14 protein-coding genes are annotated in these 14,915 nt (G+C 65.9%); 12 read left to right on the top strand and 2 right to left on the bottom strand.

Going from position 1 to position 14,915, the window contains the following annotated elements; genetic code table 11:
- Nucleotides 1–39: 39 nt before the first annotated feature.
- The 12 genes from fliG (at nt 40) to fliR (ending at nt 10,859) form a co-directional block, all read left to right on the top strand.
- Nucleotides 40–1,035: a flagellar motor switch protein FliG gene (gene fliG, locus FAZ69_RS10015; protein ID WP_136893890.1), complete on the top strand. Its 996-nt coding sequence runs from the start codon at nt 40–42 to the stop codon at nt 1,033–1,035.
- Complete coding sequence (gene fliH, locus FAZ69_RS10010) at nt 1,028–1,846, top strand: flagellar assembly protein FliH (protein ID WP_136893888.1); 819 nt, start codon at nt 1,028–1,030, stop codon at nt 1,844–1,846. The genes fliG and fliH overlap by 8 nt, the downstream gene beginning before the upstream one ends.
- Nucleotides 1,840–3,717, top strand: a complete 1,878-nt coding sequence (gene fliI, locus FAZ69_RS10005) for a flagellar protein export ATPase FliI (protein ID WP_240702171.1) — start codon at nt 1,840–1,842, stop codon at nt 3,715–3,717. Before fliH ends, fliI begins: the two co-directional genes overlap by 7 nt.
- Nucleotides 3,718–3,732: 15 nt before the next feature.
- Nucleotides 3,733–4,188 (top strand): flagellar export protein FliJ, encoded by a 456-nt coding sequence (fliJ, locus tag FAZ69_RS10000; RefSeq protein WP_136893886.1) that lies wholly within the window; start codon nt 3,733–3,735, stop codon nt 4,186–4,188.
- A gap of 69 nt (nt 4,189–4,257) precedes the next feature.
- A complete protein-coding gene (locus tag FAZ69_RS09995; protein ID WP_136893884.1) occupies nt 4,258–5,826 on the top strand; it encodes a flagellar hook-length control protein FliK in 1,569 nt (522 codons plus the stop codon).
- Between the two features lie 457 nt (nt 5,827–6,283).
- Entirely contained in the window at nt 6,284–6,784 is a 501-nt protein-coding gene (gene fliL / locus FAZ69_RS09990) for a flagellar basal body-associated protein FliL (protein WP_136893883.1), read from the top strand.
- A gap of 54 nt (nt 6,785–6,838) precedes the next feature.
- A complete protein-coding gene (gene fliM / locus FAZ69_RS09985) occupies nt 6,839–7,837 on the top strand; it encodes a flagellar motor switch protein FliM (protein ID WP_136893881.1) in 999 nt (332 codons plus the stop codon).
- A complete protein-coding gene (gene fliN / locus FAZ69_RS09980; protein WP_136893879.1) occupies nt 7,830–8,309 on the top strand; it encodes a flagellar motor switch protein FliN in 480 nt (159 codons plus the stop codon). Before fliM ends, fliN begins: the two co-directional genes overlap by 8 nt.
- Nucleotides 8,306–8,866 (top strand): flagellar biosynthetic protein FliO, encoded by a 561-nt coding sequence (gene fliO, locus FAZ69_RS09975; RefSeq protein ID WP_136893877.1) that lies wholly within the window; start codon nt 8,306–8,308, stop codon nt 8,864–8,866. Before fliN ends, fliO begins: the two co-directional genes overlap by 4 nt.
- Nucleotides 8,867–9,703 carry a flagellar type III secretion system pore protein FliP gene (gene fliP, locus FAZ69_RS09970; RefSeq protein ID WP_136893875.1) on the top strand — a complete coding sequence of 279 codons (837 nt, stop codon included), beginning with the start codon at nt 8,867–8,869 and terminating at the stop codon, nt 9,701–9,703.
- Nucleotides 9,704–9,770: 67 nt separating this feature from the next.
- Nucleotides 9,771–10,040, top strand: coding sequence for a flagellar biosynthesis protein FliQ (gene fliQ / locus FAZ69_RS09965; RefSeq protein WP_136893873.1), 270 nt, complete (start codon nt 9,771–9,773; stop codon nt 10,038–10,040).
- Between the two features lie 36 nt (nt 10,041–10,076).
- A complete protein-coding gene (gene fliR / locus FAZ69_RS09960; protein WP_136893871.1) occupies nt 10,077–10,859 on the top strand; it encodes a flagellar biosynthetic protein FliR in 783 nt (260 codons plus the stop codon).
- Between the two features lie 728 nt (nt 10,860–11,587).
- Here the strand turns inward: fliR and flgL are convergent.
- Both flgL and flgK read right to left on the bottom strand, forming a co-directional pair.
- Nucleotides 11,588–12,832: a flagellar hook-associated protein FlgL gene (gene flgL, locus FAZ69_RS09955; protein WP_136893869.1), complete on the bottom strand. Its 1,245-nt coding sequence runs from the start codon at nt 12,830–12,832 to the stop codon at nt 11,588–11,590.
- A gap of 11 nt (nt 12,833–12,843) precedes the next feature.
- Nucleotides 12,844–14,775, bottom strand: coding sequence for a flagellar hook-associated protein FlgK (gene flgK / locus FAZ69_RS09950; protein WP_136893867.1), 1,932 nt, complete (start codon nt 14,773–14,775; stop codon nt 12,844–12,846).
- Nucleotides 14,776–14,915 lie beyond the last annotated feature (140 nt).

The raw sequence follows: 14,915 nt of genomic DNA, 5'->3' as shown, positions 1-14,915 counted from the left end.
GGCGGATGCCTCCCTCGGGGCGGCCCAGCGGGAGGCATCATGAGCACGGAAGGTGTAACCAAAAGCGCGCTCCTGCTGATGTCGATCGGCGAGGAAGAGGCCGCGGAAGTCTTCAAGTTCCTCGGGCCGCGCGAAGTGCAGAAGATCGGCAGCGCGATGGCCGCGCTCCAGAACGTGACGCGCGAGCAGGTCGAGGACGTGCTGCAGGACTTCGTCTCGGAAGCGGAGAAGCACACGGCGCTCTCGCTCGATTCGAGCGACTACATCCGCTCGGTGCTCACCAAGGCGCTCGGCGAGGACAAGGCCGGCGTGCTGATCGACCGCATCCTGCAGGGCAGCGACACGAGCGGCATCGAAGGCCTCAAGTGGATGGATTCGGCGGCGGTGGCCGAGCTCATCAAGAACGAGCACCCGCAGATCATCGCGACGATCCTGGTGCACCTCGACCGCGACCAGGCGTCCGAGATCACCGAGTGCTTCACCGAGCGCCTGCGCAACGACGTGCTGCTGCGGATCGCGACGCTCGACGGCATCCAGCCGGCCGCACTGCGCGAGCTCGACGACGTGCTCACCGGCCTCTTGTCCGGCAGCGACAACCTGAAGCGCAGCCCGATGGGCGGCATCCGCACCGCGGCGGAGATTCTCAACTACATGTCGAGCACGTTCGAGGAATCGGTGCTCGAGAACGTCCGCCAGTACGACGCGGACCTCGCGCAAAAGATCATCGACCAGATGTTCGTGTTCGAGAACCTGCTCGACCTCGAAGACCGCGCGATCCAGCTGCTGCTCAAGGAAGTGGAGTCGGAGGCGCTCATCATCTCGCTCAAGGGCGCGCCGCCCGCGCTGCGCCAGAAGTTCCTCTCGAACATGTCGCAGCGCGCGGCCGAGCTGCTGGCCGAAGATCTCGATTCGCGCGGACCGGTGCGCGTGTCGGAAGTCGAGACGCAGCAGCGCCGCATCCTGCAGATCGTTCGCAACCTCGCCGAGAGCGGCCAGATAGTCCTCGGCGGCAAGGCAGAAGATGCATATGTCTGACAGGAGAGAGCCCCCGAGCTCACGCCGTGAGCTGCCCCCCAAGGGGGCGGCCGGTGTGCTTGGGGGCGGCCCGGCGCACACCGGCGAGCCGCCCCCCGAGGGGGCGGCCAGTGCGCCTGGGGGCGGCCCGGCGCGCACTGGCCCCGGGTCCGGACGCTCGAAGGAGACGCTTTCGGCGTATCAGCGCTGGGAGATGGCCTCGTTCGATCCGGCACCGCCCTCCAACGAGGAGCCGTTCGACGACGGCGCCTTCGAGGCCGAGCTGCAGCGGCTGCGCGACGCCGCGCATTCGCAGGGCGTGGCGTCGGGGCATGTCGCGGGCCAGGCGCTCGGCTATCAGGCCGGCTTCGAGCAAGGCTATGCGCAAGGCTTCGAGAAAGGCCAGGCCGAGGCGCTCCTCGCCGCCGAGCGGCTGGCCGCCATCGCCGAGGCGTTCAAGTCGGCGCTCGTCGGCGTCGAGGCCCATCTCGCAGAAAACCTGGTCGAGCTCGCGCTCGACATCGCGCAGCAGGCCGTGCGCCACCATGTGACGCACGACCCGGCGGCGCTGCTCGACGCGGCGCGCGAAGTGCTCGCCGCCGAGCCCGCGCTCACGGGCGCGCCGACCTTGATCGTGAATCCGGCCGACATGCCCGTCGTCGAGGCCTACCTCCAGGAAGAGCTCAAGCGCGGCGGCTGGCACGTGCGCACCGATGCGAGCATCGAGCGCGGCGGCTGCCGCGCGCAGGCCGCGAGCGGCGAAGTGGACGCGACGATGAAGACGCGCTGGGAGCGCGTCGCCGCCGCCCTCGGCAAGGTGAACACATGGTGAAGCCGACCGTCGAAGAGATCCTTTCGAGCGGCCTCACGCCGCTCGAGCGGGAATTGGCGCTGGCTTCGTTCGGGACGCTGCCTCCAGAGCTGTCGGATCAGTTTCCTGCTCAGTTTCCTGATGAGCCGCCTGCTTTATCGAACGACCTGGCCGCGCCCTCGCTCGACGCCGATCCGCTGGCTCCGCCCCGCTTCGATTTCGACGCAGCGCCGCCGCAGCCGCCGGCGTTCGACGACGCCCCGCCGGATTTGCCTGCGCTCGGAGCCAGCGAACTGCCCGAGCCCCCCGCGTTCGACGATGCGCCGCTGACGACGCGCGCTTTCGACAGCGCGCCGCCACGAAGCGCGGACGCTATCGACCTCCCGCCGCTCGATATCCCGGCGTTCGACATCGACTTGCCGGAGGCGCCGCTTGTCGACGCCGCAATCCCGCACGCGCTCGCCGTCGACGACAGCGATGCCGACGCCCGCCAAGCCGCTGCGCCTTCGCAAGCCGCCCCCGACAACCCCCACCTGAACGTCTGGCGCGCGCGGCTGCACGCCGCGCGCAGCCGCAACACGCTCGCGAGACCGCTGCGCGCCTGCGGCCGACTCACGCGCGCGGCCGGCCTCGTGCTGGAAGCGGTCGGCCTGCGCCTGTCGGTCGGCGCCGAGGTGATGATCGAGCTGCCCGCGGGCAGCACGCGCGAGATGGCCGAAGCCGAAGTGGTCGGCTTCTCGGGCGAACGCCTGTTCCTGATGCCGACGACCGAAGTCGCGGGCCTCCTGCCCGGCGCGCGCGTCTACCCGCTCGAAAACGCGCCGATCGCCGACCCGCTTGCGGGCGCGAAGCGCCTGCCGGTCGGCTGGGAGATGCTGGGCCGCGTGGTCGACGCCTCGGGCCGCCCGCTCGACGGGCTCGGCCCGCTCGGCAATGCGGCCGATGCGCCGCTGTCGGCCCCATCGATCAACCCGCTGAACCGCGAGCCGATCCACAAGGTGCTCGACGTCGGCGTACGCGCGATCAACGCCTTGCTGACCGTCGGACGCGGCCAGCGCATGGGCCTGTTCGCGGGCTCGGGCGTCGGCAAGTCGATGCTGCTCGGCACGATGGCGCGTTTTACGAGCGCCGAGGTGATCGTGATCGGCCTGATCGGCGAACGGGGCCGCGAAGTGAAGGAGTTCATCGAGCAGATCCTGGGCGAGGACGGCATCGCGCGCTCGGTGGTGGTCGCGGCTCCCGCCGACGTCTCGCCGCTGTTGCGGATGCAGGGCGCCGCCTACGCGACCTCGCTCGCCGAATTCTTCCGGGACCAGGGCAAGCACGTGCTGCTCTTGATGGATTCGCTCACGCGCTACGCGATGGCGCAGCGCGAGATCGCGCTCGCGATCGGCGAGCCGCCCGCGACCAAAGGCTACCCGCCGTCGGTGTTCGCGAAGCTGCCCGCGCTCGTCGAGCGCACCGGCAACGGGCCGGAAGGCGGCGGCTCGATCACCGCGTTCTACACGGTGCTGACCGAAGGCGACGATCAGCAGGACCCGATCGCCGATTCGGCGCGCGCGATCCTGGACGGGCACATCGTGCTGTCGCGCTCGCTCGCGGAAAGCGGCCACTACCCGGCGATCGACATCGAAGCGTCGATCAGCCGCGCGATGACCGCGCTGATCAACGACCGCCACCTCGACCGGGTGCGCCTGTTCAAGCAAATGCTGTCGCGCTACCAGCGCAACCGCGACCTCATCAACGTCGGCGCCTATTCGAGCGGGCGCGACGCATTGCTCGACCGCGCGATCGCGCTGTACCCGCGCATCGAAGCGTTTCTGCAACAGCATTTCCGCGAGTGCGCGGAGTTCGAGCCGAGCGTCGCGTCGCTCGACGCGCTACTGCAATAGGGAGGCTGACTGACCATGTCGAAGCACTTTCCGATTCAAACGCTGATCGATCTCGCGCAAGACGACCTCGACGCCGCGACCAAGCACCTGGGCCACGTGCAGCGCGAGCGCAGCGACGTCGAAGCGCAGCTCAACTCGCTCTTGCAATACCGCGACGAGTACCACGCGCGTTTCACGCGGACCGCGCAGTCGGGCATGCCGGCCGGCAACTGGCGCAATTTCCAGGCCTTCATCGACACGCTCGACACCGCGATCGACCAGCAGCGGCGCCTGCTCGATGCCGCGACGGCGCGCCTCGAAGCGGCGAAGCCCGAATGGCAGCGCCACAAGCGCAAGCTCGGCTCCTACGAAATCCTGCAGGCGCGCGGCGAGGCCGCGCTGGCGCTGAAAACGGCGCGCAGCGAACAGCGCGAGGCCGACGAACACGCGGCGAAGGTGCTGCGCATGCGCGCGGACAACAGCGTCGAGTGACGCAGCGAAGCACACACGAACCGCAATTGGACGTTCAACCATCCGACCGACCCTAAGAAGAGGCATCGCATGACGTCTCCCCTTTCTTTCCTGAGCTCGCTGTTCGGCACGACGGGCACGTCGACCGACGCATCGAGCGCCTCGTCGCTGCTGCAATCGTCGCAGCCGTCGACGCCGTTCTCGCAGACCCTCGCCCAAGCACAGCAGCAACAAGCCAGCCCGCCGAGCCCCGCCCCGAGCCCCGCGCCCAGCACGCAGACGAACGCACAGTCGAACGCGGCGCAAAGCGCGAGCCAGACGCCGCCGCAATCGTCGAGCAGCGCATCGAGCGACGCGGCGAACGGCACGAACAGCACGAGCGACACGAGCGCGAACGCAGCGAGCAACGACGGATCGCAGACCCAGCCGACGCAGCAGACATCATCGAGCGGCGACGCCTGCGGCACGGGTAGCGCGAGCAGCAGCACGGCTTCGAGCGGCAAGACGGACAAGACGAGCGACACGACGTCGAGCACCAACGCGAACGCGGCGGCGAACAACGCCGCGGCGCAGGCGGCGGCGGTTGCCGCGGCGGTGCAGGCGCAATTGCAAGCCCAGGCACAGGCGAACGCCTCCACCGCGAACGCGGCGGCCACGACGGCGGACGCCACGACCGACGGTCTGCCAACGACGGGCGCGGGCGGCACGACGACGACGGGCACGACAGACTCGGCGAAAGCGAAATCGCTGCAACAGGCCTTGCAGGCAGCGATTGCGCAGGTCACGGGCCAGAGCGACCCGGCAGCAGGCGCGGCGGCTGCCGCCGCCGCAGCCGCGCAGGGCCAGGCCGCAAGCACGAACGCAACGGACGCCACGACGGGCACCGACACGGGCCTGAACGGCGCGCTGACGCCGAAGACGCTGGCGAACTCGGTCTTGCTGAACCAGGGCAAATTCGCTGCCGGCGCGGCGGCGCACGCGACGGCTCAGACTGGCGGCGAAACGGCGACCTCGCTTGTCGATTCGCTGGCGGCGAACAGCCTGGCGGGCGCCGGCACGCAGGACGCCACCTCGACCCTGCAGGCGACGGCAAACCAGACCAACGCAACGCAGGCGACGCAGCAAGCCGCACAGGCGGCCCAAGCCGCGGCGCTGACTCCGGCCGCGACGGCGCTGAACGCGAGCGCGGCGGGCGCCACGGCGGCGGCGGCATCGCTCTCGCCGCAGGTGGGCACCTCGGACTGGGAAGACGCCTTGAGCCAGAAGGTGGTGTTCTTGTCGAACGCGCACCAGCAGACGGCGGAACTGACGCTGAACCCGCCGGACCTGGGTCCGCTGCAGGTGGTGCTGCAAGTGGCGGACAACCACGCGCACGCGCTGTTCGTCTCACAGCACCAGCAAGTGCTCGACGCAGTGCAAGCGGCCCTGCCGAAGCTGCGCGAGGCGATGGAATCGAACGGGATCGGCCTGGGCAGCACGACGGTGAGCAACGGCTTTGCGAACCAGGCGCAACAGCAGGCGTATCAGCAGAACGCGGGCGGCTCGGGCCGGGGAAGCGGCAGTGGCGGCGACGCGAGCGACGCGGGCACCCAGATATCCGCGACGCAAGTCACGGGCACGGTACAACGCAAGGTGGGATTGGTCGATACGTTTGTGTGAGGCGCGGCCACTGGCCTTTCACGATCGTCAGCGTGGGTTTGATTCGTCGCGGAGCAACCACGAGCCGCGTGCGAACGGGCCGTACGGCGAGCGGAGACGGTAGCCCCCAGAACGCTATTGCGAATAGGACTGAGTGCCTCCGGGCCCAGGCCGTCCGCCCAGGACGCGCTTTTGGTTACTTTTGGCAAGACAAAAGTAACCCCGGTCCCGGGGAGGGACGGACCATACGGAACGGCGCGAAATCAAAGTTTTCGCGAAAACCCTGGCGAAAGATACAGGCCCACCTCCCCGCCACATCGAAAAAGAGAGACTCGGTAAGCAAAGAGCGCGTCGCAGACAAAAGAAAGGCTCTTCAGCAAACGCATGAGATAACCCAAAATCCCCCTTCTTTTCGGCCCATAGCAAAGGCCGCCGATCCAGAACAATGCAGACTACGGAATAAAAGCAGGCACCCCGAATGGCAACGACGACCGCAGCACCGCAGCAGCAGACCGCCCCGGCCGCGAAAGGCAAAGTGAAGCGCATCATCGTGATCGCGACGATCATCGTGATCGCGGCCTTGGGCGCTGCGGCCGGCACCTACTTCTTCCTGCTGAAGGACGGCCTGCCGCACAGCGAAGCGAAGCCCGCGCCGCCGCCCGCGCCGATCTTCTTCGCGCTCGAGCCGATGACGGTGAACCTCCAGTCCGACGACGGCAACATGCACTATCTGCGAGTCGGCCTGTCGCTGAAGCTCATCGACCCGAAGGTCCAGGAGCAGCTCACGCAGCACATGCCGGAAATCCGCAGCCGCATCCTGCTCGCGCTGTCGAACAAGAAGCCGGACGACCTCGCGACGCTCGACGGCAAGCGCGCGCTCGCCGCCGAACTGAAGGCGCTGGTCGAGAAGCCGACCGATGCCGGCGGCACGCCTGCGCATGTGCAGGACGTGCTGTTCACCGAATTCGTAGTCCAGTGACGCGGGCAAGTCCACCCGCGCCGATGACCGTTATCCGATAGCGAGAACCAGGAAATGGGCCACGAAGAGTTCATGTCCCAGGAGGAGGTCGATGCCCTCCTGAAAGGCGTAACCGGCGAGACCGACTCGGTTGCCGACGACAGCAGCCGCGCGGGCGTGCGCCCGTACAACATCGCCACGCAAGAGCGGATCGTGCGCGGCCGGATGCCCGGCCTCGAAATCATCAACGACCGCTTCGCGCGCCTGTTGCGCGTGGGCATCTTCAACTTCATGAGGCGCACCGCGGAAATCTCGGTCGGCCCCGTGAAGGTCCAGAAGTACAGCGAGTTCACGCGCAACCTGCCGATCCCGACCAACCTGAACCTCGTGCACGTGAAGCCGCTGCGCGGCACGTCGCTCTTCGTGTTCGACCCGAATCTCGTGTTCTTCGTCGTCGACAACCTGTTCGGCGGCGACGGGCGCTTCCATACGCGCGTCGAGGGCCGCGACTTCACGCAGACCGAGCAGCGCATCATCGGCAAGCTGCTCAACCTCGTGTTCGAGCACTACACGACGTCGTGGAAGAGCGTGCGTCCGCTGCAGTTCGAATTCGTGCGCTCCGAGATGCACACGCAGTTCGCCAACGTCGCGACGCCCAACGAAATCGTGATCGTCACGCAGTTCTCGATCGAGTTCGGGCCGACCGGCGGCACGCTGCACATCTGCATGCCGTACTCGATGATCGAGCCGATCCGCGACATCCTGTCCTCGCCGATCCAGGGCGAAGCGCTCGAAGTGGATCGCCGCTGGGTGCGCGTGCTGTCGCAGCAGGTGCAGGCCGCGGAAGTGGAGCTGACGGCGAATCTCGTCGAGATCCCCGTCACGTTCGAGCAGATTCTCAACATGCGGGTCAACGACGTGCTGCCGATCAACATCCCCGAGCACATCACCGCGAAGGTCGACGGCGTGCCGGTGATGGAGTGCGGCTACGGCATTTTCAATGGTCAATACGCGCTGCGGGTCCAGAAGATGATCAGCGCCGCAGAATCGATGAAGGAAGGTGGATATGACTGAGCTGAACCCGACGCCGGAAACCAGCGGCACGGCAGATCTCGAAGCGCAAATGGTGGCCGCCATGGGCGAAGCAGCCGACGCGGCCGAAGCGGATTCGGGCATGGACGACTGGGCGAGCGCGCTTGCCGAGCAGAACAACAACAACGAAGTGAACCCGGCCACGGCCGGCGTGTTCCAGCCGCTGTCGAAGGTCGAGTCCGCGTCGACGCGCAACGACATCGACATGATTCTCGACATCCCGGTCCAGATGACCGTGGAGCTCGGGCGCACCAAGATCGCGATCCGCAACCTGCTGCAGCTCGCGCAAGGCTCGGTCGTCGAGCTCGACGGCCTCGCCGGCGAACCGATGGACGTGCTCGTGAACGGCTGCCTGATCGCGCAGGGCGAAGTCGTCGTCGTGAACGACAAGTTCGGGATTCGCCTGACCGACATCATTACGCCGTCCGAGCGCATCCGGAAGCTCAATCGATGAAACGCCGCGCCGCGTCCGGCGGATCGCTGGCATCGATCGCGGCCTTGACGGCGTGGGTTGCGTCGGCGCCGCGCCTCGCGCTGGCCGCCGACATGAACGCCGTCAATAACGCCGCGCAAATCGCTTCCGGCGTGAACGCGGGCACGGCCGTGCCGTCGCTCGGTGTCGGCGCGGTGCTGCAGACGATCGTCGCCCTCATCGTCGTGATCGGCCTCGTGTTCGCCTGCGCCTGGCTCGCGCGCCGCTTCGGCTTGCAGCCTTCGAGCCGCGGGGGGCTAGTCAAGGTCGTCGCGGGCGCCTCGCTCGGCGGCAAGGAGCGCGTGGCCGTCGTCGAGATCGGCGAGACCTGGCTCGTGCTGGGCGCCTCGCCAGGCAACGTGCGGCTCCTGCATTCGATGCCGGCCGGCTCGGCTAGCGTCGAAAGCGCCACGGGCGCGGATTCTGCCGCCTACGGCGTGCAAGCGCCGCCGCCGGGCAGCTTCGGACAACGCTTTCGCACCGCCTTGAAGGACGAAGCGAGCAAACGTTTTCAGCGCCGCGAGAGCGGAGACAAGTAAATGCCGTCAAGCCGCACCCTCACTCGCGACGCGCACGCCGCCTCGCGAACCGATCCCCTTTCGCCACGCTTCGGGCAGCTGATCAAGGCCGCGCGCCGCGCGCTGCCGTGGCTGCTGCCGCTCGCGATCGGCGCGCTGCCGGCGCTCTCGTTCGCGCAAGCCGCGGGCCTGCCCGCCTTCAACACGAGCCCCGGACCGAACGGCGGCACGACCTACTCGCTGAGCGTGCAGACGATGCTGCTGCTCACGATGCTGTCGTTCCTGCCGGCGATGGTGCTGATGATGACGAGCTTCACGCGCATCATCATCGTGCTGTCGCTGCTGCGCCAGGCGATGGGGCTGTCGACGACGCCGCCGAACCAGGTGCTGGTCGGCATCGCGATGTTCCTTACGCTGTTCGTGATGTCGCCCGTGCTCGACAAGGCGTACAACGACGGCTACAAGCCCTTCTCCGAAGGCACGATGCCGATGGATACCGCGGTCTCGCGCGGTCTCGCGCCGTTCAAGACCTTCATGCTGCGCCAGACGCGCGAATCCGATCTCGCGCTGTTCGCGAAGATCTCGCACGCCGGGGCAATGCAGGGACCCGAAGACGTGCCGCTGTCGCTGCTCGTGCCGTCGTTCGTGACGAGCGAATTGAAGACGGGCTTCCAGATCGGCTTCACGATCTTCATTCCGTTCCTGATCATCGACATGGTGGTGGCGAGCGTGCTGATGTCGATGGGGATGATGATGGTGTCGCCCGCGACGCTCTCGCTGCCGTTCAAGCTGATGCTGTTCGTGCTGGTCGACGGCTGGCAGCTCTTGATCGGCTCGCTTGCGCAGAGCTTTACTTGATTGACGTAGCGCGCCGGCCCGGCGCCGATTCCGTTACGTGTGATCCCACTTTGAAGCAGACTTGAACATGACGCCCGAATCCGTAATGACGCTTGCGCACCAGGCGATGTACGTTGCGCTTGTGCTTGCCGCCCCGCTCTTGCTGGTGGCGCTCGTAGTGGGCCTCGTGGTGAGCCTGTTCCAGGCGGCCACGCAGATCAACGAGACCACGCTGTCCTTCATTCCGAAGCTGCTCGCGGTTGCGGTGACGCTCGTGATCGCGGGGCCGTGGATGCTGACGACGATGCTCGACTACCTTCGGCACATGCTCACGATCGCGCCGCAAGTCGCTGGCTGACGCGGCGGCGCCCGCTTCGTTCCTTCTCTCCCCGCGATGTTTTCCGTCACCTATGCGCAGCTGAACACCTGGCTCACGGCGTTCCTGTGGCCGTTCGTGCGCATTCTTGCGCTAGTGACGACGGCGCCGGTGATTGGCCATTCGTTGGTGCCGGCGCGCGTGAAGATCGGGCTGGCCGCTCTCATTGCGATCATCGTCGCGCCGACGCTCGGGCCGCTGCCGCCGCCTACAGTGTTTTCGGCGGCGGGCATCTGGATCATCGTGAACCAGTTCCTGATCGGCGCGGCGCTCGGGCTCACGATGCAGATCGTGTTCGGCGCCGTCGAGACGACCGGCGGGATCATCGGGATGCAGATGGGGCTTGGGTTTGCGACCTTTTTCGAACCGGGCTCGAGCAATTCCAGCGATGTGCTTTCGCGCTATCTGAACACGATTGCGATGCTGGCTTTCCTGGCGTTCGACGGACACTTGCAGGTGATTGGGGCGCTCGTCGCGACGTTTCAGACTGTGCCGATCTCGGCGAATCTGCTCAATGCGCCTGGCTGGCGCACGCTTGTCGAGTGGGGTGGGACGTTGTTTTCGGCGGGGTTGTTGTTGTCGTTGCCGGTGGTGGCGGCGCTTGTGATCGCCAACCTGGCGCTGGGGGTTTTGAATCGCGCGGCGCCGCAGATCGGTATCTTTCAGATCGGATTTCCTGTGACGATGCTCGTCGGCTTGCTGCTCGTGCAGTTGATGTTGCCGAATATGATTCCGTTTTTCTCGCGGATGTTCGATCTCGGTGTTGATGCGATTGGGCGCGTGGCTGCTGGGCTTAAGTAGTTGCTTTTGCCTTTCGGCGGTTCTTTTGCTAAGGCTTTCGTAAGAATTTTGCTAAGGCTTTCGTAAAAACTTTGCTAAGGCTTTCGTAAAAACTTTGATTTCGCGCCGCTCCGTATAGTCCGTCCCTCCCCGGGACCGGGGTCACTTTTGTCCTTGCCAAAAGTAACCAAAAGCGCGTCCTGGGCGGACGGCCTGTCCCGGAGGCACGCAGTGCTGTTGGCGATAGCGTTCTGGGGGCTACTGCTATCGCCCGCCGAACGTCCCGTTCGCACGCGGCACGGAACGGCCCCGCGACGAAACAAATGGAAGACATCGGTTTGGCCGCGCCCTGTGTCACCCATGATTGAAAGTCAGCAGGAGCGCATGAAGCAGCATCGCAAGACAAGGGTCTTCTGGCCTGGCCTGACCATCAGTATTGATTTGATTCGACTTTGCGCAATTCCGTGCCGCGTGCTAACGGGCCGTACGGCGGGCGATAGCGGTAGCCCATTGACCGCTACCGCTGACAGGACTGAGTGCTAACGGGCCAAGGCCGTCCGCCCAGGACACGCCTTTGGTTACTTTGGGCAAGACCAAAGTGACCCCCGCCCCGGGGAGGGGCAAAGCGTGCTCACCGTCGCGATATGAACTTTTAAAAGAAAACCTTGGCGAAAGAAACCAAGCGCCGAAAGGCAAAAACAACAACCGCCAGCAGCAAAAACCAAAACCGCTGGCGCCCAAAGCCAGCCTCAGTTGGTGATGTACTGAAACAACGACATCCCCTGAATCTGCACAAAGCTCTTCTGCGCAGCCGAAAGCGCGTTCTGCACCTCTTCATACTGGCTGATGGTGGACACCATATTCGCGCTAGTGATATCAGCCAGATTACTCTGCATCTGCGTCGACTCATTCGTAGTCGACGTCTGCAGTGCAGTCAACTCCTGCGAGCGCCCCCCGACCGAAGCCTGCACCATCGAGATGTTCGTCAGCGAATTCTGAAACGCCGTCGTGCCTGCAGTGAGTGCATTCTGCTGCGTCGCGTAGGCCGTCGGGTTGCTGCTCACCGGCACCTGCAGCGCGGCAATGATCGAGTCGAGTGTCGTGAACAAGTTGCTGTTCGACGTCGCCGTGCCCGGCGTCACCGAGAACGAATCGCCAACCGCCGGCGTCCCCGAAATCGACGCCGTCATGCCGGTGCCGAGGCCGATCGTCAGCGGCGTCGTGCCCGCCGTGTAGGACGTCGTCGTGGCGCTGGACGCGCCGATCGTGTTGTCCGTCACCGTGTAGGTCGGCGCAGCCGCCGTGCCGCCGAACGTGATCGAGTAGCTGTCGGTGTTCGTCGTCACCGCCGGGTTGGTGATCGTCACCGCGCCGCTCCTGCCCGTGCCGGTGTTCGACGACGAACCCGCCAGCACCGGTGACGAACCGATCGCCGCCACGCTCATGAACACGCTCGCACCGTTGTCGTTCGTGACGATCTGCCGCGTGCCCGACACCTGCACCAGGCGCTCGCCGGTGTCCCCGTGGTACGTGACGCCGCCGCCCGCGTTGCTCGTGAACGGCTGAGTCGCCGATTGGAATCCCGAGAAGATGTAGTTGCCCGTCCCATCGGTCGTGTTCGCGAGCGTCAGGAGCTGGTTGCGGTCGCCCTGCAGCTCGGTGGCGATCGAGCTGCGGTTGCTGTCGGAAAGCGAGTGGTCGTTCGCCTGCACCATCAGCGAAGTGATGCTCTGCATCACGTTCGTCACGCTCGAGAGCGTCGTGGACTCGAGCTGCAGCGACGAAAGCGCCGAGTTCTGGTTCGTCGTGTACTGCGCGAGCGTCGAGGTCTGCATCGTCAGCGTGACGGCCTGCGCCGCGCCGAGCGGATTGTCGGCCGGCGTGGACAGCGCGTTGCCGCTCGACAGCTCCTGTTGCAGTTGACTGAGCTGAGCCTGCTGGTTGTCCATCGTCTGGACGTTCGAGCTGTAGTACTGCGAAGTCGAGATACGCATCGCTTACCGCCTCAATTGAAGATGCCGAGCAGGGTCTGGAACAGCGAATTCGCCGTCTGGATCACCTTGCTGTTCGCCTGATAGAGCTGCTGGTACTGCAGCAAATGGGACGCCTCTTCGTCGAGGTTCACGCCGGAAACCGATTGCTGCGCGGACGTGATCTGGGTGACGAGCGCGGTCTGCGTCTTGCTCGCCGACTGCAGCGTGCTCGCCGCGTTGCCGATGTTGTCCACGTAGTTCGCGTACGCGCCCGTTAGCGTGGCCGTGCCGTTCGACAGCACCGAGTTCGACACGAGGTTCGAGATCGCGAGCGCGTTGCTGCCGTCGCTCGTGCCGCCCGTGTTCGGGGCGATCGTGAAGGTGTCGCCGTTGGCCGGCGTGCCGCTGATCGTGAAGGACACGCCATTGATCGAGATCGAGTTGCCCGACGTGTAGGCCACCGAACCCGTGGTGTTCGTCGTCGCCGCCCCCCCATTGAGCGACACGGACGAGCCGACCGGAACGCCGCTCAGCGTGCCGGTCGCCGAGTTGTAGGTCAGCGTGATCGTGCTCGCGAGCGAATAGCCGGACGACACCGTGGCCGCCGTGATCTTCCCCGTGCCCGTGTTCGAGGTCGTCGCCGACGCCAGCGCCGGCGACGCCGCCGCGATCGCGGAGGCGCTCGTCGTCGCGAGCGCGAAGCTGTTCAAGGCGCCCGAGGTCGGCTGGATCGTGAACGAATCGCCGGCCGTCATCGCGCCCGACAACGTGAGCGTCATGCCCGCGACGGTGGTCGGAGCGGTGGTCGTCGAGCTGACCACGGTGTTCGTCGACGTGTCTGTCACCGTGTAGTTGGTGCCGTTGAACGCGAGCGAGTAGTTGTCGGTCGGCGGAGCGGACGGGTTCGTCAGCGTCACCGACAACGTTTCCGTGCCCGTGTTGTTCTTGTTCGCGTAGACGGTCGGCCCTGCCACCGTGAACAGGTTGCCGCCGGTCGTGCCCGACAGCGTCAGGCCCAGCGAGTTCTGCGCGTTCACCTGCGAGGCGAAGCTCGTCGCGATCGCGCCGAGCTGCGCTTCGGCCGGGTCGAGCGTCTGGCTCACGAACGACGTCAGGCCGCCCAGCGTGCCGCCCGTCAGCGCGGTGCTCGGCAGATAGTCGGTCGATGAGCTCGAGCCCGCGATGCCGTTGTACGCGATCGCCGTCTCGCTCGGGTTGCTCGGCGAGGTGACGGCCGCGAGCTGGAAGCTCTGGTTGGCGACCACGAGCGGTTGGCCATCGCCGAGGAACAGGCTATAGCCACTGCTGTTCTGCACGACCGAGACACCCACCAGCTGCGACAGGTTCGACACCACCTGGTCGCGCTGGTCCATCAGCTGATTCGGCGGCTGGCCTTGCGCGCTCGCAGCCTGGATCTGGCTGTTCAGCTGCGCGATCTGCGTCGAGTAGGTGTTGATCTGGGTGACGGTCGTGGAGAGCTGTTGATTCACGCTCTGGCGCAGCGAGTCGTATTGCTGGCCGGCCGTGTTGATCTGGTCGGCGAGCGATTGCGCGTCGCTGATCGCGGTCTGCCGCGTAGCAAGGCTGCTCGGATTGTTCGAGACGCTCTGCAGTCCCGTGAAATAGGTGGTGATTGCCGCCGAGATACCGCCCGTCGGGCTGCCCACCAGGTTGTTCAATTGCGAGGCCATCGTGTTGTTGGCCGTCAGCGAGCTGTTGGTCGCCTGTGCGTTGTTCAGCTGCGTCGTGAGGTACTGGCTATACGCGCGCTGGGTGGTCGCGGTGCTCACGCCGCCGCCCATGTAGCCCGAGCCCGTGTACTGCCCGTTCGCTTCCGCAAGAACGGGGCTCTCGACGTCATAGCCGGGCGTCGACGCATTGCTGATGTTCTGGCTCGTCGTCGTCATGCCCCACTGGGCGGCCTGAAGTCCGCTAAGACCAATGCTGAAGATATTGTTGGACATGCGTCATCCTAAATGGGCGGGCATAGCATCCGTCCGCCGCGTTGCGTGAACAGGCTGTATAACGGCGCCGGGCGGAAAAAATTGAGGGAGAAACGGTAAGGCGGCGCGGCTCCACACTGCATTATCGGCAGCGCGAAGCG

This window comes from Trinickia terrae (genome assembly GCF_005144415.1).
Classification (GTDB): domain Bacteria; phylum Pseudomonadota; class Gammaproteobacteria; order Burkholderiales; family Burkholderiaceae; genus Trinickia_A; species Trinickia_A terrae.
Note: the sequence above shows the minus strand (reverse complement) of the source record. Positions and strands in the feature narration are given on the sequence as shown.